The 25022-nt window shown below is 34.0% G+C and carries 18 protein-coding genes; 11 read left to right on the top strand and 7 right to left on the bottom strand.

Annotation, left to right across the window (positions count from 1 at the left end):
• The first annotated feature begins 6 nt into the window (after positions 1-6).
• The 5 genes from ACPF9A_RS16410 (at position 7) to ACPF9A_RS16390 (ending at position 3754) form a co-directional block, all read left to right on the top strand.
• Positions 7-930 carry an NAD-dependent epimerase/dehydratase family protein gene (locus tag ACPF9A_RS16410; protein ID WP_423998547.1) on the top strand — a complete coding sequence of 308 codons (924 nt, stop codon included), beginning with the start codon at positions 7-9 and terminating at the stop codon, positions 928-930.
• A gap of 118 nt (positions 931-1048) precedes the next feature.
• A complete protein-coding gene (locus ACPF9A_RS16405) occupies positions 1049-1627 on the top strand; it encodes a Crp/Fnr family transcriptional regulator (RefSeq protein WP_423998546.1) in 579 nt (192 codons plus the stop codon).
• Between the two features lie 101 nt (positions 1628-1728).
• Positions 1729-2172, top strand: a complete 444-nt coding sequence (locus ACPF9A_RS16400; protein WP_423998545.1) for a DUF1569 domain-containing protein — start codon at positions 1729-1731, stop codon at positions 2170-2172.
• Between the two features lie 6 nt (positions 2173-2178).
• A complete protein-coding gene (locus ACPF9A_RS16395) occupies positions 2179-2817 on the top strand; it encodes a hypothetical protein (RefSeq protein ID WP_423998544.1) in 639 nt (212 codons plus the stop codon).
• A gap of 85 nt (positions 2818-2902) precedes the next feature.
• Entirely contained in the window at positions 2903-3754 is an 852-nt protein-coding gene (locus tag ACPF9A_RS16390; RefSeq protein ID WP_423998543.1) for a hypothetical protein, read from the top strand.
• 17 nt (positions 3755-3771) lie between these two features.
• Here the strand turns inward: ACPF9A_RS16390 and ACPF9A_RS16385 are convergent, their stop codons facing one another.
• Both ACPF9A_RS16385 and ACPF9A_RS16380 read right to left on the bottom strand, forming a co-directional pair.
• Positions 3772-5997, bottom strand: a complete 2226-nt coding sequence (locus ACPF9A_RS16385) for an FUSC family protein (protein WP_423998542.1) — start codon at positions 5995-5997, stop codon at positions 3772-3774.
• Positions 5998-6134: 137 nt separating this feature from the next.
• Positions 6135-7301: a response regulator gene (locus ACPF9A_RS16380; RefSeq protein WP_423998541.1), complete on the bottom strand. Its 1167-nt coding sequence runs from the start codon at positions 7299-7301 to the stop codon at positions 6135-6137.
• A 287-nt stretch (positions 7302-7588) separates the two neighbouring features.
• Between ACPF9A_RS16380 and ACPF9A_RS16375 the strand changes: the two genes are divergently transcribed.
• From ACPF9A_RS16375 to ACPF9A_RS16365, 3 genes are read left to right on the top strand one after another with little or no spacing between them, the layout of a single operon-like run.
• Positions 7589-10678, top strand: a complete 3090-nt coding sequence (locus tag ACPF9A_RS16375) for a hypothetical protein (protein WP_423998540.1) — start codon at positions 7589-7591, stop codon at positions 10676-10678.
• Position 10679: 1 nt separating this feature from the next.
• Complete coding sequence (locus tag ACPF9A_RS16370; RefSeq protein ID WP_423998539.1) at positions 10680-11927, top strand: hypothetical protein; 1248 nt, start codon at positions 10680-10682, stop codon at positions 11925-11927.
• On the top strand, positions 11908-13446 hold the full coding sequence (locus ACPF9A_RS16365; protein WP_423998538.1) for a glycoside hydrolase family 2 TIM barrel-domain containing protein: 1539 nt from the start codon (positions 11908-11910) through the stop codon (positions 13444-13446). Before ACPF9A_RS16370 ends, ACPF9A_RS16365 begins: the two co-directional genes overlap by 20 nt.
• Positions 13447-13551: 105 nt before the next feature.
• On the opposite strand, the gene ACPF9A_RS16360 is transcribed toward ACPF9A_RS16365, so the two are convergent.
• From ACPF9A_RS16360 to ACPF9A_RS16340, 5 genes are all read right to left on the bottom strand, one after another.
• Complete coding sequence (locus ACPF9A_RS16360; protein ID WP_423998537.1) at positions 13552-14781, bottom strand: glycosyltransferase; 1230 nt, start codon at positions 14779-14781, stop codon at positions 13552-13554.
• A 49-nt stretch (positions 14782-14830) separates the two neighbouring features.
• Positions 14831-16102 carry a sugar isomerase gene (locus ACPF9A_RS16355; RefSeq protein WP_423998536.1) on the bottom strand — a complete coding sequence of 424 codons (1272 nt, stop codon included), beginning with the start codon at positions 16100-16102 and terminating at the stop codon, positions 14831-14833.
• A 39-nt stretch (positions 16103-16141) separates the two neighbouring features.
• Positions 16142-17281, bottom strand: coding sequence for a response regulator (locus tag ACPF9A_RS16350; RefSeq protein WP_423998535.1), 1140 nt, complete (start codon positions 17279-17281; stop codon positions 16142-16144).
• Between the two features lie 278 nt (positions 17282-17559).
• Positions 17560-18789 (bottom strand): glycosyltransferase, encoded by a 1230-nt coding sequence (locus ACPF9A_RS16345; RefSeq protein WP_423998534.1) that lies wholly within the window; start codon positions 18787-18789, stop codon positions 17560-17562.
• A gap of 250 nt (positions 18790-19039) precedes the next feature.
• Positions 19040-20287, bottom strand: a complete 1248-nt coding sequence (locus tag ACPF9A_RS16340) for an oligosaccharide flippase family protein (RefSeq protein WP_423998533.1) — start codon at positions 20285-20287, stop codon at positions 19040-19042.
• A gap of 224 nt (positions 20288-20511) precedes the next feature.
• Here ACPF9A_RS16340 and ACPF9A_RS16335 point away from each other — a divergent pair, with 224 nt between their 5' ends.
• The 3 genes from ACPF9A_RS16335 (at position 20512) to ACPF9A_RS16325 (ending at position 25018) form a co-directional block, all read left to right on the top strand.
• On the top strand, positions 20512-22575 hold the full coding sequence (locus ACPF9A_RS16335) for a tetratricopeptide repeat protein (RefSeq protein WP_423998532.1): 2064 nt from the start codon (positions 20512-20514) through the stop codon (positions 22573-22575).
• A gap of 239 nt (positions 22576-22814) precedes the next feature.
• Positions 22815-24608 (top strand): sensor histidine kinase, encoded by a 1794-nt coding sequence (locus tag ACPF9A_RS16330; RefSeq protein ID WP_423998531.1) that lies wholly within the window; start codon positions 22815-22817, stop codon positions 24606-24608.
• Positions 24605-25018, top strand: a complete 414-nt coding sequence (locus ACPF9A_RS16325; RefSeq protein WP_423998530.1) for a response regulator — start codon at positions 24605-24607, stop codon at positions 25016-25018. Before ACPF9A_RS16330 ends, ACPF9A_RS16325 begins: the two co-directional genes overlap by 4 nt.
• The last annotated feature ends 4 nt before the right edge of the window (positions 25019-25022 follow it).

Genomic DNA, 25022 nt, shown 5'->3' with positions numbered 1-25022 from the left:
AATTAGATGCAAACTATACTTGGGGCTAATGGTCAAATCGCTATAGAATTAGCGAAAGAGTTGAAAAAGAAGTACACTTCTGATATCAGACTGGTAAGTCGAAATCCGAAAAAAGTAAACGATACCGATACACTTTTTTCTGCTAATTTATTAGACAAGCAAAAAACTGAAGAAGCTGTAAAAGGGAGTGAAATTGTATATTTAACGGTTGGTCTACCCATGAACACTAAAATGTGGGTTGATCAGTTTCCTACGATGATGCGTAATGTTATCAATGCTTGTAAAAAGCACCATACGAAATTGGTGTTCTTTGATAACACCTATATGTATGCCAAAAATAAAACTCCATTAAACGAAGAGAGCGAATTTGCACCTGTAGGACCAAAAGGAAAAGTAAGAGCTGAAATTACTACCATGCTTTTACAGGAAATGAATTCGTCTAATCTAGAAGCAGTCATTTGCAGAGCACCAGAATTTTACGGTCCTGGCAAAACGCAGAGTATCACCAACGCCATCATTTTCGACAATATAAAGCAAGGCAAAAAATTAAAAGCATTTATTGGTGATGCGACTTTAAGAACATTAATATGGACACCAGATGCCAGCAAGGCAATGGCTCTAATAGGCAACACGCCAAATGCCTACAATCAAACCTGGCACCTACCCTGCGATGATAACCGATTAACCTATGAGCAGCTTATAGCGTTGAGCTCTAAGATTTACGGCAAACAATTTTCATATACCGTTGTACCTAAAATTGCTTTTAAAATAGGTGGTGTTTTCAAAACACAAATGAAAGAATTACAAGAATTGCTACCAAGGTATAAGAGCGATAACATTTTCGTTTCTACCAAGTTTAAAAATAGATTCCCAGATTTTTCGGTTACCACGTATCAAGAAGGTATTGAGCAAATTAAGAATGGGCAATAGCATATTAAACTGAAAGCCAACAAAATAATATGAGGTAAGTAATTAGTCAGAAGCAAATTATAAGTAGTTTAGAAATAAATTAGTCAGCATTAATTTATTTTAAAAACCACCATTTATAATGCAAACCGAGCACTTCCTAAAAAATATATTCTCTCCTACTACTTTTTCAGAAAGCGAACTGAAAATCATTATTCCAAAATTCAAAAAAGTAAGCTTTCGTAAAAACGACTTTCTCTTAAAAGAAGGTAAAACTGAAAACCACTATTGGTTTATAGAAAGCGGTTTTGCCCGTTCGTTTGTTAATGACACCAAAGGCAACGATATTACTACTGACTTTTATGGGCAAGGCGAAATCGCAATAGATTGGTCATCATTTTTTCTTCGCAACCCTACACGAGAGAACATTCAAGCCTTGACTGACATTGTTTGCTGGCAATTAGACTTTGATACCTTTCAACAACTCTTTCATAGTATTGAACCCTTTAGAGAACAAGGTCGTAAGAAATTGGTCGGTAGTTATTTTGCACTTAAAAATCAGCGAGTATCGTTCATTGCAGATGAAGCAAAAGAACGCTATCTACGATTGGTTCAAGAGAAACCACATATAATTAAAAACGTTTCGTTACAACATATTGCTACATATTTGGGCATTACCAAGTATTCGTTAAGTCGTATTCGAAAAGAAATAGTATCGTAAAGTCCGTTTTTGCCATAGGGCAATTTTTTAGTGGAAAGTGACATATATATTTGTTTTTATAACCACGTCTGTTCAAAAGGCGAATACTATAAAACCACTTTATGAAAACAATATTTGATAAGAACACTAACAAAGAATTAATTGAGCGCGTTCAATCTTTGAAAGAATCTGACAATGCGAAATGGGGCAAAATGGACCCATATCAAATGCTAAAACATTGTACGCTGGGTGAAGAAATGTTTCAAGGTAAAAAGGAGTATAAAAGGCTTTTTATTGGCAGATTATTTGGCGGAATGGCATTGAAGGGAATTATAAAAAATGAGCTTCCGATGAAGAAAAACCAGCCTACGCATCCGGAATTTAAAATATCTGGGACAGGAGATTTTAATAATGAAAAGGAAAAATGGATTGGTTTATTAAATGATTACAACGGTTATTCAAGCTCTAACTTTATTCATCCATTCTTCGGAAAAATGACCAATGACGAAATTGGCATATTTGTTTACAAGCATACAGATCACCATTTAAAGCAATTTGGCAGATAATAACATATGATGTTACAAGCAATATTCTTACTCATTACCCTTTTGACCTTATTCTTGTTTTATATTGGAACAGGAAAAAACTTAAGGGTAGTACTTATTTTTATTGCTTGGCAGTTAGTAATAGGGCTTTTGTCATTTTTTGAAGTTTTTAAAGAAAAGCCGCTATTATTCCCGCTAGCAATCATTGCCACTACCCTACTATCTTTTTTGAGTTTTAAGATGGTTTCAATTAAAAAGCTAAACACAAACTACTTGCTAGGAATACATATTTTAAGAATACCAGTAGAATTATGTCTGTATCAACTTTTTCTTAAAGGTCAAATTCCCGAAATAATGACTTTTACCGGTTGGAATTTTGATATTTTAATAGGACTCTCTGCACTTGCGATCTTAATTTATCAATTCGTAAAGAAGAAGAATTTAGCACGACATTTTTTTTTATTTTGGAATGTCATTGGGCTATTGTTCCTTTCCGTCATAGTTATAATTGCCATTTTATCTTCGCCTCTACCTATTCAGAAATTTGCGTTTGATCAACCAAATGTGGCTCTTTTAGAATTCCCTTATAGTTTCTTACCCACCTGCATAGTGCCTATAGTTTTTATTTCTCATTTTCTGCTTATTAAACACCTTAAGCAATTCTAAAACATTAATAATCAGTATTCCTGTTTTAACTTAATCTTTTCATTTTTTTAATAAAGGCATAGTATTTTTAGCACAAACACAACCATTGCCTAAGCATTCAATATTCTTACTTGTAGCAATACTAGCCTCCTTTTTAGGGTTTGGTCAAGACAAATCTACCCTACTAAATGGTAAGGTTTCAAGTTCTAAAAATGATGTCTCTAATGTATTAATCGTTAATCTCAATTCTAAAAAATCTACCATAACAGACTCCCTAGGTTTATTTTCTATTGAGGTAAAGTTAAAAGACTCTGTACGTATTACTGCCGTACAATACCTGCCAAAAGAAATAGTAATTAGTGAATCTCACATAAATAGTAGTTTGATCACGATTCAACTCATTGATAATATTATTGATTTAAATGAAGTTACGGTTACCCCTTATAATTTAACCGGTGAGATTGATAGAGATATTGATAGGTTACAAATAGAACCCACCGTAACATCATATTCCTTAGGGCTACAAAATGCAGATGTCACCAAAATGACCCAAAGTGAAAGGTTATTACAAGAAGCTGATAGAGGAAAATATGTAAGTCTACAAACAATGGATGAGTACGGTAAGCTAAATGAAATTTTGAGTTATGTTGGGTTGAGTGTTAAAGTAAACACCCATAAAATCATGAACAAAGTTTCTGGCAGAACTAGATCATTAGAAGAAATGGTGGAGCGCGACCAAAACATGAATTTAGAAAAAGAAATCATATATAAGTTTTCAAAGCAAACAATAGCAGAAAATTTTGACATACCTGAATCAAACGTTAACGGCTTTCTTACCTATTGCCTTTCTCAACCTGATTTCAACGAACTATCAGACTCAGGAAATATGGCAGAAATTTGGGCATACCTAGAAACTAAAAGTGTAGAATTTAAGAGTTCAGATATTTCTAATGAATAGCATAAAACCTCTACTTATCACAAACTTGAAGTCAACTTCATCATCGTAGAACTTAAAGAATATAACCATCGTAATTGTTCCCAAATTAGTTGCTCTTCTTGATGATTTCGTTTTAACGCATTATTATCTTCTGCATTTAAATTCACATTTTCAGAATCGAACTTAGGCAATTGTTTCTCAAACGAACCAACTTCTTCAAAATTCGGCTCATCGCCAGTAGCAATGCTATTAGAAAGCGTTTTCATCACTAAACTAAGGTTTTCATCTATCTTAAAAACAATGCTATTAAAACGTTCTGAAGCATCTGTAGTGGTATGATGCTGAATATAGATACTTAATGATGCCAGAGATGATAAAAAGTTGTGGTTTAACTCTACCAACTCATATATTTTATTCAGATTTTTTTGTTTTGAATGGGGATCTTGGGTCATACGCTGAAATGCCGAGCTTAAGTTCGAAGTTTCTAGAAAAGCACTTTTACGCGCCAATCTATAGCTGGTAGGCACACTACCCTTGTGTCTATAAAAATCCGCAATCTCAATTAGATACATTCGGTTTGCCTCAACACTTTTGGTAACATCTTTTTGTATTTCTTGAAAACTCCAGCTGGGCCATAAAAATAGAAATCCTAAATATGACAATCCTGCACCAACAAGCGTATCTAAAATTCGGTATTGAATTACAGTCATTACATCGGGTTGTAAAATTCCGTAAATGAATACAATACTTAAGGTTACATAGATTGCTGACAATTTGTAGTTTTTCTGCAGCATTGATAGGGCAACTATAAATGAAATCAATGCCAACACTGCATACACATAAATATCTTGTACTAAGTATACAATCACCGTGGCAATAACACCACCGATTATTGTACCCATAGTTCTGTCTTTAGAACGTGTTTTTGTAAGACCATAATTTGGTCTCATGATTAAAATGATAGTCAAAAGTATCCAATACGGATTCTGAAATTCAAACACATTACCCACCACAAATCCGATCATTAAGGTAACCGCTAAACGTAAGGAGTGTCGAAATATAGTGGACCTAAAACTGAGGTTTCGTAATAATATACGCGGACTATAATCTTGAGATATCAAGAAACGTTTTAAAATTTCTTTATCAATAAATTCTTCTGAAGCCACATCGTGATCACTCAGCAGCCACTTCATTCTTTTAAGTTTATCGAATTGCTTTTCTTGATAGTCTAACAAATTCTGAAACATAATGAAAGCTTCATAAGCTTTAGCTTCTTTTATCGTGCCAAGTGCAGAAATCTTAATTCGCAATTCTTCAAAATGATTGGTTAGCGCATCATGCTTTGGCATTTTACTAGGCTTGTTACCAACTTCAGAAATTAATTGCAATTGATTAGCCATCTCAAAAGCCAGGTTTTGAAACAACTTGGTAAATTCTGGATACAGTTTAAATTGCTCATCCATCTTTGTATAATTTACCGGATTCGCACCTGCCGTTTCCAGCATTTCTATCAATTGTACCAATACCAAAACCCGCTTACCATTGTAGGTAGACCTACCTGAGTTTTTACGAGATAGAATAAGAATTTCACGTAGTGTATCATGTTGTTCAGTAAGTTCGCTTTGTAGTAGAAACAACCGCTGCTGCAATTTCTTTCTATTAGATTGTTCATCTATTAACTGCGCACGTTTCTTTAGAAGTTTACCGGTACGCCCTATGGTATCATATAAAATTTCTTCGGTCTGCCCTTTCGGGTTTATTTTATACCATAATAAAGATAATGCCAAATACCAGAGTCCGCCAAGCCCTACCAACAAAGCATATTCATAAATTTCCAATTTATCTGGAGTATGGGCAAAGCTTAGTATCAAAGCTAAAAGTCCTGAAAAACTAATTAGTGAAGCCCTAAATCCATAAGATGAAATCAAAGAAATTGCAAAACTTGCAACCCCTAAAATAATTAGGGCAAGCCAAGTAGCATAGTGTAAGTACCCGCCAATAAAACTAACGACCATTACTAAAGCAGCCGAAAAAAGTATACCGTAAATTTTATGTTTTTGACTACCGCTGACATCACTGGGGTTACACCAAAAAGCACCAAAACATATGGCAACACCTATTTCGGTATACCCAGTAGAAATACCAATTGACAAAGGTGTAATAACCGCAACTACGGTAAGTACCGACTTAGAAAAACTAGTACTACCCAAATATTGTAGTAGTTCTTTTAAAGAAACAGAAATGAAATTTTGAATTTTGTTCAACACCTATAGAATCAAGTACAAAGATACACTTTGGTGGTAACACGCATTAACTACATAAAAACAAAAAGCGCTGAGATAATGAAATCTCAGCACCTATAATAAACCTTAAAAAATGTGAATTTAAATTTTAAGTATAATTATCTGTAATGAACAGCAATTTTAGCTAATTGACCTACAATTTTAACCGAGTCCTTCATAGAAAGTTTAGACCCATCGGCATGTATCCATCTTTTTAAAGGTTGTTCGCAAATCATGCTTTTAACAGCTATTTTACCAAAGTACTTTTTCATTCTCATAAACAACTCAACATCAAAAAGCCATTTGGTAACAAATTTCTTACTGAACATTTTAGAGGCAATCTCACGATCCATCACTTTTGCGCCACATTGAGTATCTTTAAAAGGCATACCCAAAATAGTTTGTATAATTAGATTAATGCTCATACTAATTAGTTTACGTGCCGATTCTTTGGTGATATTTGCTCCCATTCTTGCAATACGCGAACCACTTACTATTTTAAAATCTGAAATTTCAATAGTTTTTACCAAATCATCAAAATCTCTAAAATCTGTTGATAGATCGGCATCTAAAAATCCTATATAATCTAACTGTTGGTCTTTTACCAAGTGTAAAATACCTTGGCGAACAGCTTCTGCCTTGCCGCCATTATGTTTACAATTATAAATACTAATGTTATCAGGACTATCTTCTTTTAATTTTCTTAAAACTGACAAGGTATTATCTGTACTGCCATCATTTACAAAGCACAAATGATACCCAAGATTCTTATGTGCAAATTGTTTAAATTCTTCACTTAAAAGTCGCTCTTCCTCATTATAACAGGGTATAACGACACCAATACAATTCTTCTGAAGTATACGTGTATCTGATTTTTTCGCAGCAACTACTCCCTTATTTTCAGGTGCACCGATTATTCTTTTTATCCTAGCGGCCATTTCATCTAGACTTACCGGTTTTTTCAGATAATCGTTTACGCCCAAATCAAAATTTTGCATAATAAGGTTCTCATCTGTATTACCAGACATTACGAGAATTGGCGTATCATTTTTCATGAATAACCGAATATATTTTACTACTTCTGTACCCGTACACGAAACCAATTCTTTACCAGTCATTTCTGGCATATTCATATCAAGTAAAACCAAATCTGGTTTAAATGAATTAAATAGTTGTATTCCCGATTCAATTGAATTGGCAGTTTGCACTTCATATCCTAATTCCGACAATCGTTTTTCAACAGAAAGTAAAATAAGTTTTTGGTCATCAATGGCTAGAATTTTCATGCGGTTGGTTCTCTTTATGTATCGTTTGCATTGACAAATTTACTTACCAAGCTCTAAGATTTTAAATCAAACAAGATGGGTAACAGATTACTGTAGATGAGTGGTTAATAACATTCGATAATAACTCGTTTTTAAAACGTATAGTCTTTCGGTTTTCACTATTTGATAATAAAAGAACAGCATATTGTAGGTATTCTATTATTAAAATTTCAACTATTCCCCTTTTATTGTATTGATCATCTCATATATTTAATACCTTTATATAGAATTTGATTCTAATCTAACCTTTGGAAAAAAAAACCAATACCCTCTTAATATTAGCTTTAATCGTAGGGCTTGCTTTTCACGGTTCTGCTATTTTCTTTACGTTAGAATCGACTTACGACGCACTAATTCATTTATTTTTCGCCGATCATTACGCCAATAGTTGGTTTGATCCGTGGGAATATCGTTGGTATACGGGCTTTACAGTACAGTCGTACCCACCATTAGTACATCAACTTATTGGTATTCTCTCTTACATTGGCGGCTTAAAATTCGGTATGTACACCGTGGCATTAATTGCAATTGTCTTATTTATTACTGGGGCATATAGGTTTACACTTTTAATGACGGGCAGCCGGCGAATAGCGGGTTATGGGGCAGTTATGGCTGTTTTCTCATCTACTTTTGTTGAGACCCTTCATATCTTCGGACAATTACCAAGTATTTCGGCATTATCGATACTGCTGCATTCCATGACCGAAATATATCTGTATATCAAAACAGGTAAAACGCGCTACTTTATAACATCGGCGACAATGCTAGCCGTAACAGTTACCTCACATCATGTAACTCCGCTTTTTGGTATGGTCTTTTTCATCGCACCTTTAATGGGTATGGCAGTAATGGATGCCGCTAGAGAAAAAGTAGAATCATACAAAGCGCTTACATTTAAAGTATTTTGGGGCACCACTTTACAACACTTTTGGCGCATAGCCAAGTTTGGTGGTACCGCAATATTTTTACTCATATTCTGTATTTTTCCGTATTGGTATAATTCTAAAAGAAACCCGATTACCCAGGTAGCTATACCTCATGGGTCAAGAGATAATTTCTTAGAAATAACTTCATCGGGACTCGTGTTTTTCATAATTCCGTGGGGAGTATTTCTATTTATTCTGCCTTATTTTTTTTATAGATATTTTAGTAAAAGGTATGTGTTTTTCGGATTGTCTTTTGCACTATTAACCATATTAGGAACCGGTGGCACTACCCCTATTCCGCGTATGATGTTGGGCGAAATGGCTTTCAATATTCTTACCTTGGATAGGTTTACGTTATGGGCAACCATTATGGCACTCCCCATATTCGCAGAGTTTGCCTACCGGATGGTCGAAGGAGATTTAAAAGCATTGATACAAGAAAGATTCGGCGGAGTGTATCATAGAGTTTTAGGCGGATTGATTGCCGGCGGAATGTTATTTATGGTACTATTTACCATGACCTTAGGGTATTTTAGACCCTCGCAGCCCGATAAAATAAAGATGCTGCCCATTGTCAACTTTCTAGGGGCAGATTCACATGATTCTTGGCGCTATTTACCGCTAGGTTTTGGGGATCAAATGGCATGGTTATCTACACAAACTGGCGCAATGACCGTTGATGGTAATTACCACTCTGCACGGCGATTACCAGAATTAACCACCAGAGCGATCGAACGTATAGAAAACTCCAAATTTAGAGGTGTCGAGGGTATTGGATCCTTACAGCAATTTTTGACCGTACCTGAAAAATATAATTTAAAATACATTTTCTCGAACGATAAATTCTATGACCCCATCCTTTACTATTGTGGCTGGCAACGGCTGCAGCAATTAGAAAACGGTATTATGGTTTGGGAGAAGTTGAATGTGGCACCCATACCGCAAATCATGCCCAAGCAAGATGTACCTACCATAATGAAGATTATGTGGGGTATCATTCCGCTATCGACAGTACTGATTGCCATATTCGTAAATATTCAAATGATATGGGTGCGGCTTTTAAAGTCCAAAAAAGTTCCGGTGCATTCTTTTATGAAATTAGAACTGCCGTACAATAAATTCCCCTCCAAGCTATTAACCTTCTCACATTGGTGGGCATTATTAATATTGATTTGTATGGGTTATGGCATGTACATATTTTACGTAAAAAATGCAACACAATTATCACCGAACAACGTTGTAGAATCTTATTATGATGCCTTAGATTTTAAAGAATTCTCAAGAGCGCATTCATATATAGACCCAGAGCAGCATATTGACATAGCCCAGTATATGCTAGAGGTTTCGGTGACCGATGGAATCTTAAGTTCATATGCAAAACTAGATTCTTTGGGTATTGAAATTTACGATGAAACCGAAAATGGCGCAAAAGCGAAGGTATCAACAAGGTGGATCACTCCATTAGAAAATGTATTCAACAACGACCACCACGAACTGGTAAAACGAAAAAATAAGTGGTATGTCAAATCATCAAAAGTAGATAATGACATTCCGCCAGATCAACTCTTTACAGCAAACGGCACCACCTATTACAATCACGGTAGACGAAAAATTACGACCCAAGAAACCTATCATGAAGATGTATTAAAACAACCCATTCTAGAAATTCTATCTGCTAAACTGGTAAAATATAAAGGGCAATTCAGTATCATCGGTGAATTGCAAAATGTGGACAATACTCCTGCAGATATTGTCATTAAAGCAACCTTATATAATGACAATAATAAAGAGTTGGCGAATTACAATGCCAAGCATCAAATTAAGCATAAGTTGATGCCAAAAGAAACGACCACGTTCAAAATCAACTTTGAAGGTATAGCATGGTCTTCTACCAAAGACACATTACCACCAACTTTTAATCCAGACGAGTTTACTCCAGTAAGTTTTGAAGAACAACCCACAAAATTCAACTTGCAATCTGCAGGTAACACTGCCAATACCGATTTGTATAAGCATGTCGCTTTACAAGATTTAGTGTACACAGAACAAGGTTTCAATGGCGTATTGTTTAATTCGGGTGTACAAGAAGTAACTATACCGCAACTTATAATCTCGTATTACGACGCAGAGGGCAAGTTACTTTGGGTAGATCATAAATTTGTAACCGAAGGGGTACGAATACAGCGTAAACAGTTCTTTAACTACAAACCTTTGGATCTTGATAGTTTAGAAGTTGTAAATAGTAGTTTAGAAAATTGCTTTGTAAACGGTTCGCCTAATAAAGCTATAGCCGATAAATTATTCCCGAATAGAAAATTGGCGCATGGCATGCAGCAAGCACAGCCTTTTAAAGGAAAAGGATATGAGTACATAAAGTTGGAGATTAACAGTTATATCGGTAATCCTAAATAGTATGCGTATTAAAATTTTAATGATTTTAAGTCTTGTACTGCTTGGTTGTTCTAGTAAAGAGAAAGAACAACCAAAGAAAATGAACACCCCAAATACTGCTTTAATTACCACTACAGATACAAGTGTAGCTGGCGAGGCTATTTCCTTGGCTTTTAATACAGATATACCAACTGCGAATTATAAACTACAAATAAAAAATACATACGGAAATGTGTTATTAATTCCTGATAATTCAACTGCTGAAAACATCACTTTTAACATTCCTAAAAACTTTACCAGAATTGCTGGTCCGTTTCGGTGGAAGTTATTATTGCAAGGTAAAACCTTACGCAACGGTACACATTCAATTTCCACTAATGCAGCTAAAGCTACCCATGTAGAATCGTATTTTGGACCGCGTAGCATAACTGCTGGCAGAAACGATTTCTCTATGCTCACCATATCGCCTACAGATGCTTATGACAACCCTTTAGATGATGGCACCGAGATAACAGTTAAATATCAATTTTTAGATAATATAGATGAATTAAAAATAACGACGGAAAACTTTATAGCCTGGTACAATGTGGCATCCACTTTAAAATCAGGGAGAATATTAGTAACATCAGAATGTAATGGTACTGCTTCAAAAGAACTGGCAACAATTGTTTATCCTGCGAATGCGGTCAACTTTAACATCAGTAGCTCTAGTGCGCACAACTTTGCAGATGGCAACCAAATTGTAACATTTAAATCTGATATTATAAAAGATGAATTTGGGAATATGGTCACCAATGGTACGTTGGTAACCTTTGTTATTAAAAATGAAAACGATTCTTATCTGTATACTATAGGTACCACTATAAACGGTATTGCAGAGGCGAAAACATTGCACCCAGATAAAGCCTCTTCGTGGGAAATACAGGCATTTGTAACTGGTGCCGCAGAGAGTAATACCGCAGAATTTGAGTTTAAAGCTGCCATAAAAGACTATCCCGTTCATTTCTCAAAAGGAAACAGAAATATAGATATTGGTCCGTTCGAGAGCTTCATGAAACAGCTTATTCCCGACGGACTCCTATTACAACTAGAGATTTATGATACTGAAGGTAATTTTAAAGAATCTAAAATAACAACTACTAAAAGTGGAGTTTGTAATATCTTCTTAGGGGAGTATTTTTTACCTGATGGTGAGTATGTATTTAAATTAACGGCTGCAGGTATCACAAAAGAATTTACAAAAAGTATACATGGCGATACAGTTAAATAAAACATTATACAGAACCGTATTGATAGTCACCTTTTTGGCTATAAACGGACTTATTCTATACGGAATAGGGGCTGCATGGGCATTTATGAACACCGGTGCAGATAAAACTTCTATGCTGCATTTAGAAGTACCGATGGATGATGTGTATAAACCTAATCTAGAATGGTCAAACTTAGATAACCCAGGGCGCCCAATGGAAGAGCAAGCTTTGGGCGAAATCACCAACGACTATATGAAAGCATGGCACGTTCGTAATATCGCATTTAAGAAAAATGACAGATACGGTATTGAAGATTTTTATACCGATAGTGCAAGAGCCAGACTTTACGATAACATTGACCTCAACAAAAAAAATAATCACTGGTACAAGCGTACAACCTTAAACCATAATTCTTCTTTAGATTTTTATACGGCAGATGGTACTATGGTAGTCTTTAAAGATTATAATGTTGAAGAGTACCAAGAAACATACGAAGGCGAAACACTTATTCTTAAAGAAAAAGATACCACCAGCTACCAAGTCATGATGCTTTTAGAAAACGGATTTTGGCGTATTAGACATTTAAAAGAAATACCGACTCCCGAAGATACTTCTAAAGTAATTGAGCGGAACATAGCCCCAAAACTTAAAAAAATAAAGAACCAGAAAGGCATTAATTACTATCCTAAGGATTCTCCTTGGGATACTTTTGGCAAAAGGTTCAATGATACTATTATCGATCAAGATTTTCAGATCATTCAAGATATGGGCTTAAATACGATTCGTGTATTTCTACAATATGAAGATTTTGGTAAAAACAGGGTCGATGAAAAAAAACTTGCACTTTTAAAGACGCTATTGGATAAGGCTCAAGGTCACAAATTAGACGTTTTGATCACTTTATTTGATTTCTATGGGGATTATGATATTTCTAACTGGACACTCACCCACAGACATGCAGAAGCCATAGTGAATTCCGTCAAAGACCACCCTGCTCTTTTAGGTTGGGATATAAAAAATGAACCCGACCTAGATTTTGATTCTCGAGGAGAGAACACTGTCATTCAATGGTTGAATCAAATGATTTTAGAAATTAGAAAATGGGATAAAAAGAACCCTATAACCATTGGCTGGTCTACCTCAGAAGCAGCATTAAACCTATCGAATGAAGTAGATTTTATTTCTTTTCACTATTATAAAAAACCGCAATACTTTGTAGAATCTTATAAGATTTTAAAATACTTAACACCCAATAAACCAATTGTTTTACAGGAATATGGTGATTCTTCTTATGATGGCATGTGGAGTCTATTTTCAGGTTCTAACGAAAAACAAGCGGCTTATTATAAAGAAATGCAGGGCTATTTAGAAAAAGAGAATATTCCCTATTTATTTTGGACGCTTTATGACTTTGAAAAAGTACCTAGTTCAGTTGCGGGTAGCCTACCATGGAAAACCAAAAAACAACATTTCTTCGGTTGTTTAGATTCTTTAGGAAATAAGAAGCCATCCTATTTTGAACTGACAATTCAAAAGTAACTCACTATTTTTCTGCTATCTAATTCAATTATCGGTTTCGAAAAATGAGGCATAAAAAAAGGCTGGTTACCACACCAGCCTTCAAAATACTAACCATATCGATTCTTAATGAACCAATTTCTTCTCCATAGTTGATATATCAATATTGAAACCGGTTTCTTTCGATTTCTGGATTGCCTTAAAGTAATCTATATACATTTGAGTAATTGCAGACATTGGTAAAGAGCATGCCGCTTTATAATTTTGTTTCGCCAATTGAATTCTATAAGCATCATCGGTAATAATTTTCTCAATGGCATTTGCCAAAGATGAAGTATCATGAGCATCAAAAAATTCGCCTACATAACCTTCCTCCTTAACCAAAACACTTAGGTCACCTAAATCTGGTAAGGCAACAGCGTTACCATAACTACCAGCTTGATGCAATACACCAGAACTACCTGTTGTAGAGGTATATGGAAAAACAGTTACTGCGCTTTCACCGAATATTTTCGCCACATCTTCTTCTGCTACATAACCTGTATACCTAATTTGAGGTACATGGCTATATTTCTGCTTCATTTCTTCTAAGTAACCAGGGGTATTTGGGCTATCTGTACCTGCAATAACGATTTCTATATCTTCATTGGTTCGAGCTCTAATTTCTTCTACGGCTTCAATAAGAATCTCTACTTTTTTGTACGTACCGAACTTACCGAATGCCATTACCTGTTTTGGACCAGCCGGAAGTTTGAAATCTGGCTCTGGCGGAGTTTCAAAAGCGCCATGCGGAATTAAAGCTACATTCTTAACCTTGTACTTATCTTCAAGCGTAGTTACATATTTACTAATAGTAACAGCAAGTATATCTGACGCCAATACAAACTTTGTCAACGTGGTGCCTATAAAATTATAGATACTTTGTAGCAGCTTATTTTTAGTAAAACCTGCATTCTCTAAATCAACCTGTTCTAAAATATTGTGTAAAAGTGAAATAGTCGGTATACCCTTAGATTTGCAAATAAATGGAAGCATTAGCCCTAGTGCAGCCGGTATTTTCTTATCTCCGAATTTTAAAAACTGAAGATTGAATAAAACGGCATCTGGCTTGGTTTGCGAAATAGTTTTGCTAATGCTAAAGATATTACTGTAGCTATTAAAACTCCAACATTCCTTTACCGTAATCTTACAACCGCTTTCTTCAAAGTTTAAATCTTTAGGTTCATCGGTTCGGTCGGTGATCAAAATTAATTCGGTCACTTCTTCTTGAAGTCTAAAGTGTTTTACCAAGTAATAACCGTACTCTGTTAAAGTTACTTTACTAGGCGGATAGGCGGTTACGATTGCTAATTTCATTTGAAATAAATTTTAGTATACAGGGTTATTTTGTGTTGGCATAGTCGTGCTAAACCAAATTATTTTGTTTTTTTAAGGCTGATGAATCCTTTTTATTCTTGATGATGAAAAATAGTAGCTGTGCTACCAATAATATGACCATGGCTATAATCTGCATATGAACCACGGTTTCAAGATTATCATGATAAAGCATGATGAGTGCTACTTGAGAAAAGCCTAACAATCCTGATAATATGACAGGTGAATATTGATTTAACGACAAAAAGTAATATGCAAAAATATTAGATACTGCGAATAGTGATGTCGCCAAAGCATACTTCCAAAGTAAATGTGCAATAGACAAATACGCGTCACCGAACATTAACGTAATAATCAAATTCGGAAACAGAAAGCATACAAAAACTATAAAGGTCGATAAGCCACCAATAAAGAATACATACTTAAAAAGTACCGGAGCCGTTGGCTCACCATCTTTTTGTTTTTGAATGACTGTTGGCATTAATAGCATTACAAACATCCAAGCAACAAAGTACACTACCCTACCGATTAATGCCAATGATGAATACAAGCCAGCCTGTTTATCATCAAAATAATGCTTGACCAATAGAATATCACTATTGTTTATAATAATCTGTGTAAGTTCATAACCAGCCGTAAGACCAATAAAAATCCAGACTTGTTTTAAATCTACCGCAGCTAATTTATCCTTTGAAAAAACTTGAACACCTTTAAAATCTGACGGAAAAAGTCCGAATACAAAAGAAAGTGCAATACCGGCTGCAATTAACATTCCTGGTTCAAAGGGCAACAATAACAATAAGGCAAAAGTGATCAATAACCTACTCCACATTTCTGTTTGGTAGGTACCTGCCAATTTACCAAAGTCATGCTTACCCTGAAACCTACCCCTGTTAACACTCATAACAAAGTATAAGGGTATGGCCACAGCGAATATCATGAACATGTAATGGTTTTGCGTATTAAAGAGTGCTTGTAAATTTTTAGAAAAAATAAGTACAAGAATTCCAGTAAATACACCGAATACCAAAGCATATCTATACATAGTATTCTTAAATGCGATCCAGGTATAATCTGTAAATAACACAGCAAATTTTGTGGTTGCCAATTGAAAAGTCATACCAACAAAAGACAACACTAAAAGTAATGTCACTAAAAGTGCGGCATCGGCAAAAGCCTCAGGACCAAGCAATCTACCTAAAAGTAAATTGTATAAATAGTTACCGCCATTTACCAGCAAAGCACTGCCCATAAACAAATGTTTTGGGGAGATACGCTTTAAAGCTAATTTAATTGCTGTCATGAATTTGATAGGGTTTTCGTGGGTTCGGTAGTACTTATTTTATCTGTAGACAAAAGCGATTTTTGCCAACTGACCAACGATCTTTACAGAATCTTTCATGGATAGTTTAGAACCATCGGCATGTATCCATCTTTTTAATGGTTGCTCACAAATAAGTTTTTTCGCTTCTGTTTTACCATAATACTTTCTCATTCGTATGAACATTTCAACATCGAACAACCATTTGGTAATAAAAGGTTTACTAAAAAGTAAAGGAACTACTGAGCGATCCATCACTTTTGCACCACATTGGGTATCATTAAATGGCATTCTTAAAATGGTTCTAATAATCAGGTTTATAGTCATACTAATAACCTTTCGCGCAGATTCTTTAGTAATATCCGCACCCATTCTACTCATTCTCGAGCCACTAACAATCTTAAATTCAGAGTTATCTAAGGTTTCAACTAAATCGTCAAAATCTCTAAAATCGGTAGACAGATCGGCATCTAAAAATCCGATATAATCTAATTGAGGGTCTTTTGCCAAGAGTAGCATACCTAAGCGAACCGCTTCGGCCTTACCACCATTTTTCTCGCAATCGTATATACTTATATTGCTTTCGTTGCCTTTCTTTAATTCTTCTAAAACTTCTAAGGTTTTATCGGTACTACCGTCGTTTACAAAACAAAGATGGTAGCCAAGGTTACTGTGTGCAAAGTCTCTGAACTCTTTACCTAAAAGGCGTTCTTCTTCATTATAACAAGGTATAACAACCCCAACACAATTTTTTTGCAACATTCTAGCGCTAGTAGACTCTTGAGCATTCAGTTCTATAACTGGTGCGCCGATCAACCTTTTAATACGAGCCGCCATTTCAGACAAACTCACTGGTTTTTTCATGTAATCGTCGATGCCTAAAGTAAAGCCATCGGTAATAATGGTTTCATCGGTATTACCAGACATCACCAAAACTGGGGTTTCTTTTTTAGAACCTCCTTTAATATGCTTAACAACATCTAAACCAGACATATCTGGCATATTTATATCAACAAGAACTAAGTCTGGTTCAAACGAATCATATACTTCTATTCCTTTTTGACCAGAATCGGCAGTTTTTACATCATAACCTAATTCGGTAAGTCTTTTCTCAACAGACAATAAAATAAGCTGTTGATCATCAATGGTTAGTATTTTCATGGTTTACGTAAGTAAGATTTAACCTACATATAACGTATATTTTTGTAAAAATTGTAGTTTTCAAGTAAAAAATTATAATTGTAATTTTATAAATATTGTAGCCAAACGCCTCTTCTCTACCTAAAAACCAGCGTAATCGTTAAAATACACCTTTGATAGAAAATAAAATAATAATAATAAAGTATTAGTAAAAGGAGAAAATACACAATTAGATAAAAAAATAAAAAGGGAATAGCTAACCACACTATCCCCTTTTTCACAAAACCTAACCAAAAAGTTTATGCCATTAATTCTTTTTCTACCATGGTTACATCTAAAGTGAACCCCTTAAGTTTTGCAACTTGTAATACTTTAAAATATTCTACATACATTTTCGTAATATCTTCCATCGGAAAAGAACACGCTGCCCTATAATTAGCTTTTGCCAAATATGTTCTATAAGAATCATGCATTAAAATATTTTCTATGGCATCTGCCAATGAAGTTGCACTTTCAGGTTCGAAAAACTCTCCTTTATAACCTTCTTCTTTTACCAGTATACTAAGATCACCTAAATCTGGCAACGCAACGGCTTTACCATAACTACCAGCTTGGTTCAATACACCAGAACTACCAGTTGTTGATGTATATGGAAAAACAACTACAGCGCTATCACCAAATAATACCGGTACATCTTCTTCTGCAACATAACCTGTAAAAACTAACTGGTTTACTTGAGCATATTTGTTTTTCATACTTTCTAAGTACCCCGGTGTATTTGGGCTATCTGTACCTGCAATTACAATTTCTATATCTTCATTGGTACGTTGTCTAATTAACTCTATCGCTTCGATCATAATCTCAACCTTTTTATACGTACCGAACTTACCAAAAGCCATTACTTTTTTTGGTCCTGCAGGTAAACTATAATCTGGGGTTGGGGGAGTTTCAAAAGAGCCATGCGGAATTAAAGCCACATTTCTAGATTGATATTTATTTTCTAAAATAGATTGATATTTACTAATAGTTACCGCAACAATATCTGAAGCCAATACAAACCTTGTCAATACATTGCCTATACCATTGTAAACTTTTTGCATCACTTTATTTGAAGTAATACCAGCATGCTCTAAATCTACTTGCTCTAATATATTATGTAGTAAAGAAATAGTAGGTATACCTTTTAGCTTGCACATTAAGGGTAGCAATAAACCAAGTGCTGCTGGTATTTTTTTATCTCCGAATTTTAAAAACTGTAGATTAAAAAGTACAGCATCGGGTTTTGTTTGTGAAATAGCTCGGTTAATCTTAAAGATATTTTTATAATCATTAAAATTCCAACATTCCTTAACGCTTATCTTGCATCCGTCTTCATTAAAATTTAAATCCTTATCACCTTCAGTCTTATCGGTGATCAAGATAATTTCTGTTACTTCTTTTTGAAGTCTGAAATGCTTTACCAAGTGATAACCGTATTCGGTCAATGTTACTTTACTTGGTGGATAGGCGGTTACAATTGCAAGTTTCATAGGTTAAGGTTTAAAATACTATTGGGCTATTTCTTCTACAAATATCTAACAATGATGAAGTATTTTGGGGTGATTTTAGGTGGATGAAAGCTTAATGTAGACGAATGGAAGTTCTAATTGGTTAAGCCATTCTTAAAATTGATTTATCGGTAATACAATTGATTCTTCTTAAATAATCTGAAACTATAATAATTGAAAAAGCCCGAAGATGGGGGATTTCTTCGGGCTAGACTCACCTAATATTAAAGTATTAAGAGGTCTTGTTCAGTATGTTATTATGAGCAAAATATAGTAGTTGAGCCACCAGCAAAGCAACCATGGCTATTATTTGAACTTGTACCACCATATATAATGTACTATGAAAGAACATGATCATGACAATTTGCGATATACCCAAAACTCCAGAAAGTATTACAGGTATATATTTATCTAGCGACAAGAAGTAATAGGCAAAAATATTTGAAATTGCGAATAAAGAAGTCGCCAAGGCATATTGCCATAACAACGGTGCCATTGAAACATAAGCTTCGCCAAACATTAATTGAACTATGAATTCAGGAAAAACCGCACAGCAGAAAATTATAGCGATAGCTAATAGCCCAATATAACTAACATATTTTATTAATATAGGAGCTGTTGCTTCTCCATCTTTTTGTTTTTGAACAACGGTAGGCAATAATAGCATTACGAACATCCAAGCGACAAAATAAACGACACGACCAATTAAGGCTAAAGAAGAATAGAGTCCGGCGTTGAAGGTATCGAAATAGTGTTTTACTAAAAGAATATCACTATTATTTATTATAATTTGGGTTAGTTCATAACAGGCGGTCAGTGCTATAAAAGTCATTACTTTTCTTTTATTTTCTCTAGACAACTTAACCTTTTTAATGATTCTCTTTATATTAAAATCGGTAGGAATCAACCCGAAAACAAACGACAATGAGATACCTAATGCTACTAAAAAAGTTGGTTTAAAAGGCACTACCCACAATAAAGCAAGTGTAACCACCAATCTTCCCCACATTTCTGCTTGGTATGTAAGCGATAATTTCTGATAATCTTGCTTGCCTTGATATTTACCTCTATTGACCGACACAAAAAAATATAAAGGCACCGATACGGCAAAGGTTTTAAATAACAGAGAAGATTCTGTATGAAATAATTCTTGTAAGTTATCTGCAAAGGCAAATAGTAGAATACCTATTAGTAAACCAAAACCTAAAGCATATTTATAGAGCATTTGTTCTAAAGCAACCCAATCATTATTGCTGAACAAGATTGCAAACTTAGCGGTAGCAAGTTGAAAAGTCATACCTAAAAAAGAAAGCACCAATAGGAAAGTAATTAGCAAAGCAGCCTCACTATATACAGCCGGACCAAGCAATCTACCCAAAATAAGATTATATAGATAATTACCACCATTTACGACAAGTACGCTTCCAATAAATAATTTTTCAGGAGAAATGTTATATAGTACTAGTCTAATAGCTGTCATAATCATATTTTTTTAAGTCTAAATATTGACTTGGTTCTACATCAAATATCATAAAGGCTAACCTTAAATTATAAGGGCTTTAGGTCGTTGACCATTTACTGTAGACGAATAGCAATTATCGTACTTCGGTAATGGTGAAGTCAATTTTATCTTTACAATATTGAAAAAGACAAATAAATCGCAATAATTACCGTTAGGTATTTGTAGTATTAATCTCACTTTGAATGATTCGTAATTTAGTATTCCTTATTCTGTTAACCTCATCCTTCTTAAAGGCACAATCTGATATGACCAAAGGCTTTGGTTTATTAGAGAAAGGTGATTTTCAAGAAGCAGAACTTTTTTTTGGTGACTATCTTAAAACAGACCCAAATAATAAAACGGCATTGCTCTGTTATGGTCGTGCAGTTGGTTTGAGTGGAGAACCACAAAAATCAACTGGTTTGTTCGCTGACCTTTTAAAAGACTACCCTGGTGATTTTGAAATTTTAATTAATTACAACGAATCTTATTTATGGGCGAAAGAGTATGAACAAGCAAAACCTTTGTATGCAGATTTGGTAGAAAAATTTCCGACTAAATTCGGTGCAGTATTAGGGTATGCCAATACCTTAAGTAATTTAAAAGAATATGAACTGGCATTAAGTTGGGTTGAAAAAGCAATTGCGCTAGATCCAGAAAATGCAAGTGCAAAGGTCTCTCGAAAATTTATGCGTTTAGGTTATGCAAATCAGTTTGTAAACAATCAGCAATATGGTAAAGGAGAGCAAACTTTAAAAAAGATTTTTGAAGATTTTCCTGAAGATAAAGATGTATTAATCAATTTGGCGAACTTGTATCTCATTATAAAAGAGGCAGACAAGGCAAAAAATATTTATATTAGATATGCAACTACCCCAAAAGATTCTATTACGGCTTTAAACGGTATCGCACTGGCAGAACATATCGATGAAAATGATAAAGAGGCACTTATTATTTCTAAAACAGCTACAGTAAAGGTTGATAAAATTGATGATATTAAATTAACCGAAAGCACTTATGATCGCTATGTTCAAGCTTTAATATGGAACAGAAAGTTTATTTCTGCCAGAAATAAGATTGATAGTCTAGAAGTTCATTACCCTAATAAAAATTGGATTTTGGCTTTAAAAGCCACCTTAGGGTTATACACCGGTGATGCAAAATCTAGTGTTGAAAGTTATGATAGAATCCTAGTTAATGACAGCGCTTCTTTTGATGGTAACTTAGGTAAGGCAAATGCATTATTCGCATCTGACAAAATTTTACCAGCTTACTTTATGGCGAACCAAACACTAAAATTTTATGAAAATCAAAAGGATGCCAAAGGCTTTATTGAGAAGCTAAATTTAATGCATACACCTACCATTGAAGAGCATGCAGCCTATACTTTTGACAATGGTAATAATGTCGCATTTTTTACCAATACTACCGTTGATGTCCCTTTTAGTACAAAATTTAGAACTACGGTTTCTTACTTTTTTAGAACGACAGAGAATAGTGTTACCGATAATAAAGCAACCTCTCATGTTTTATTGGCCGGCTTACAATACAAATTATTTCCGAAAACGGTGCTAAAGACGGTACTAGGTTTAAACAACTCTAGGTTTTTAGATGATGCATATACACAACCGGTTTTAGATATTAAATTAGACATGCAACCTTTTAAATTGCAAAACTTAACACTTGGGTATCAAAGAGAAGTACAGAGTTTTAACGCTGAATTAATAGAACGTGAAATTGTACAAAACCATTACGGACTTAATTATAACCTTGGTACTAATGTAAATTTTGGATGGTATACGCAACTAATGCACACCCAACAGAGCGATAACAACGTTAGAAATTTATTATTTACTTCTTTATACTATAACGTACTGCGTAAACCTGCATTAAAAATGGGGGTTAACTTTCAATATATTACTTTTAAAGACCAAGTACCTACCATTTATTTTAGTCCAGAAGTATACAAAGCAGTCGAATTATTTGCAGATATACGAGGTAACATCTCAGAAAGAACGACCTATATGGCTAGTGCGGCCACAGGTATTCAACAAGTAGAGGATGATGCTAAAACGGCTATTTTTAGGGCTGAAGCTTCTGTACAACGTCAATTCTCGAAACGATTTAGTTTAAATGTATATGGCAAGTATAGTAATATCGCCTCTGCCACAGCAGCCGGATTCGAGTTTACCGAAATCGGGATAAAAGCAAAATGGTTGTTTCTAAGTAAACCATTATTCCACAAAAAGTTAAATTTAGATCAATAAGTTAAATCGAATATTTTGAACCTTTTTATACCCTATTCAATTGTAAAAAAGTAATACTACGAATCCAACGTATAAGTTCTTACAGTCCGCTGGGTTTTAGTAGGTAATAACATCACATTTTTTATAAAAAAGTCTTTATAATACAAGATAAATGTAAGAATTTTACTTATTTTAGCGTAGGTAAAAAATTTTCCAAATTGAGCACAAGTTTATGAAAATGAGATTCTAACTGAACTTATATGTGGAAAAGAATTTTAAAAATGTTTATTGGCCTTTATGTGCCACTTTTTGTACTTACCCTTTTTTTATATTACTCCCAAAAGGCAAAACAAATTGAAAATATTACGGAGCGTCAGATTCGTGCAACCACGATGAAGAAAGTTTCTTTTGAAGAAGAATGCCATTCTTTTTTACGTAATACCAATTATTGGGCTAGTCTAAAATATCCAAAGAATTTTGATCCTTTAGAAGAGCATTCCTCATTCTTAAGCTCTTATCTAGAACTTATTGAATATATTACTATTTATGATCAATTTCGCTTTATAGATTTAGAAGGAAAAGAAATTTTTAGAGCCGAACGGGTTGGAAACGATTCTATTATAATTAGCGCTTTACAAAATAAAAAACACCAACCTTATGTAAAAGCAGGATTACAATTAAAAAGAAATCAAATATTTCTTTCTCAAATAAGCTTAAATAGAGAAAATGGCGTAATTGAAAAACCTTATAAACCAGTTATTAGAACTGTGGCTCCTATTTTTGATAATGAACAAAATCAAATAGGTTTAGTGGTCATTAATTTTAAAATGAAAAATTTTTTGGACCAAATGAAATCCACAGTTGAAGACAAAAATGTTTATTTGTTAGATGAGGATTACAGAGTTATAAGTTCAAGTACTATAAAAGAAGATTTACCCTATGAATTAGGAAATAAAATTAGTACCATAGAGGGTATTTTAAAAACTACATTAATAAGCCATAATCGAGACAGCACTTTTGTTGAAAATGGTCATATATGGTCGCAGCAATCTATTAATTTAAATGGAGCAACATTTACGTTTGGTTCTATATCAAATTTACCAACAAAAATAGTAACCCCGTCTAATTGGCTTCTGGCCTTGGAAATACCTCGAACAATAGTAAAAGCCGAATTACAGCCTGTCTTTAAAAGCCTGTTAACCTTTAATATTATTTCAATTATTAGTCTATTAACGCTATGCTATATTTTTCAAAAAAAGAAATTAGAAAAAGAGCAATTCTATAAAGAGCTGGAAAGTAAGAACATCTTATTAACCAGAAGTAAAGACCAATTAGAGGAGAATAATGTAATGGTCAATGAAATGAACAATAGCTTAGAAATTAGAAATAAGCAATTAAGTGATTTCAACTATTTAATTTCTCATAATCTACGTTCACCAGTTACAAGCATGTCTGTAATTGTTGAAATGATACAGAAAGAAAAAAACCCAGAAGTATTACATCAATTATTACCTAAACTTGATGATGTTGCCAAAAGTATAACTCATTTAACTGAAGACATCAACGACTATGTAGCTATACTTGATACTAAAGAAATAAAAATTACTGATATCAATTTGAAAGAATTGATACTCGAAGTAAAAAATGAATTTACAGAAACACTTTTAGATAATAGCGGATTTGAGGTACTACTAAATTTAGAAGCTTGGAATCATATTTCATATTCAAAATTCTATTTACAAAGTATCGTTCATAATTTTATATCCAATGCAATTAAATATAAACGCGACAATGTCGATTCACATATTCAATTTGAATCTGCAATAGAAAACAAACAAAAGGTGTTGTATGTACGAGATAATGGAATAGGATTAAATTTAGAACGACATGGTGATAATGTCTTTAAGTTATACAAACGCTTTCATAGAAATATCTCTGGCAAAGGAATGGGACTTTTTTTGGTTAAATCTCAATTAGAAGCACTAAATGCAACAATAACAATAGATAGTAAAGTAGGCCAAGGAACTACATTTAAATTAATATTCGAAAAATGAATACAAAACCGAACATATTACTAGTCGATGACGACGAACTGTACTTGTATTTAATGGAAAAAACCATACATCAAATATCAAAGGAATTGGTGGTTACGACATTTACAGACGGAGAACAAGCTGTTGAATATATCTCAAAATGTACTGAAGAGCAGGTTGAACTACCTGAAGTTATATTTTTAGATATAAATATGCCATTTTTAGATGGCTGGGGCTTTTTAAATGAATTCAAAAAATTAAAGCCTAAAATTATTAATAACATTAATATCTACATGGTCAGCTCATCTATGCGCGAAAGCGATGTAAAAAGAGCATCTAGTTTTGAAGAGCTTACAGGTTATGTGGTAAAGCCCGTAAACAAAGATCAGTTAGCAGAAATATTCAAAAAGATTTACCTCGAAAATTGGTAGATAT

This window comes from Maribacter sp. IgM3_T14_3 (genome assembly GCF_049603095.1).
GTDB lineage: Bacteria > Bacteroidota > Bacteroidia > Flavobacteriales > Flavobacteriaceae > Maribacter.
The sequence above is the reverse complement of the archived record's forward strand: the minus strand, read 5'-3'. Positions and strand labels throughout refer to the sequence as shown.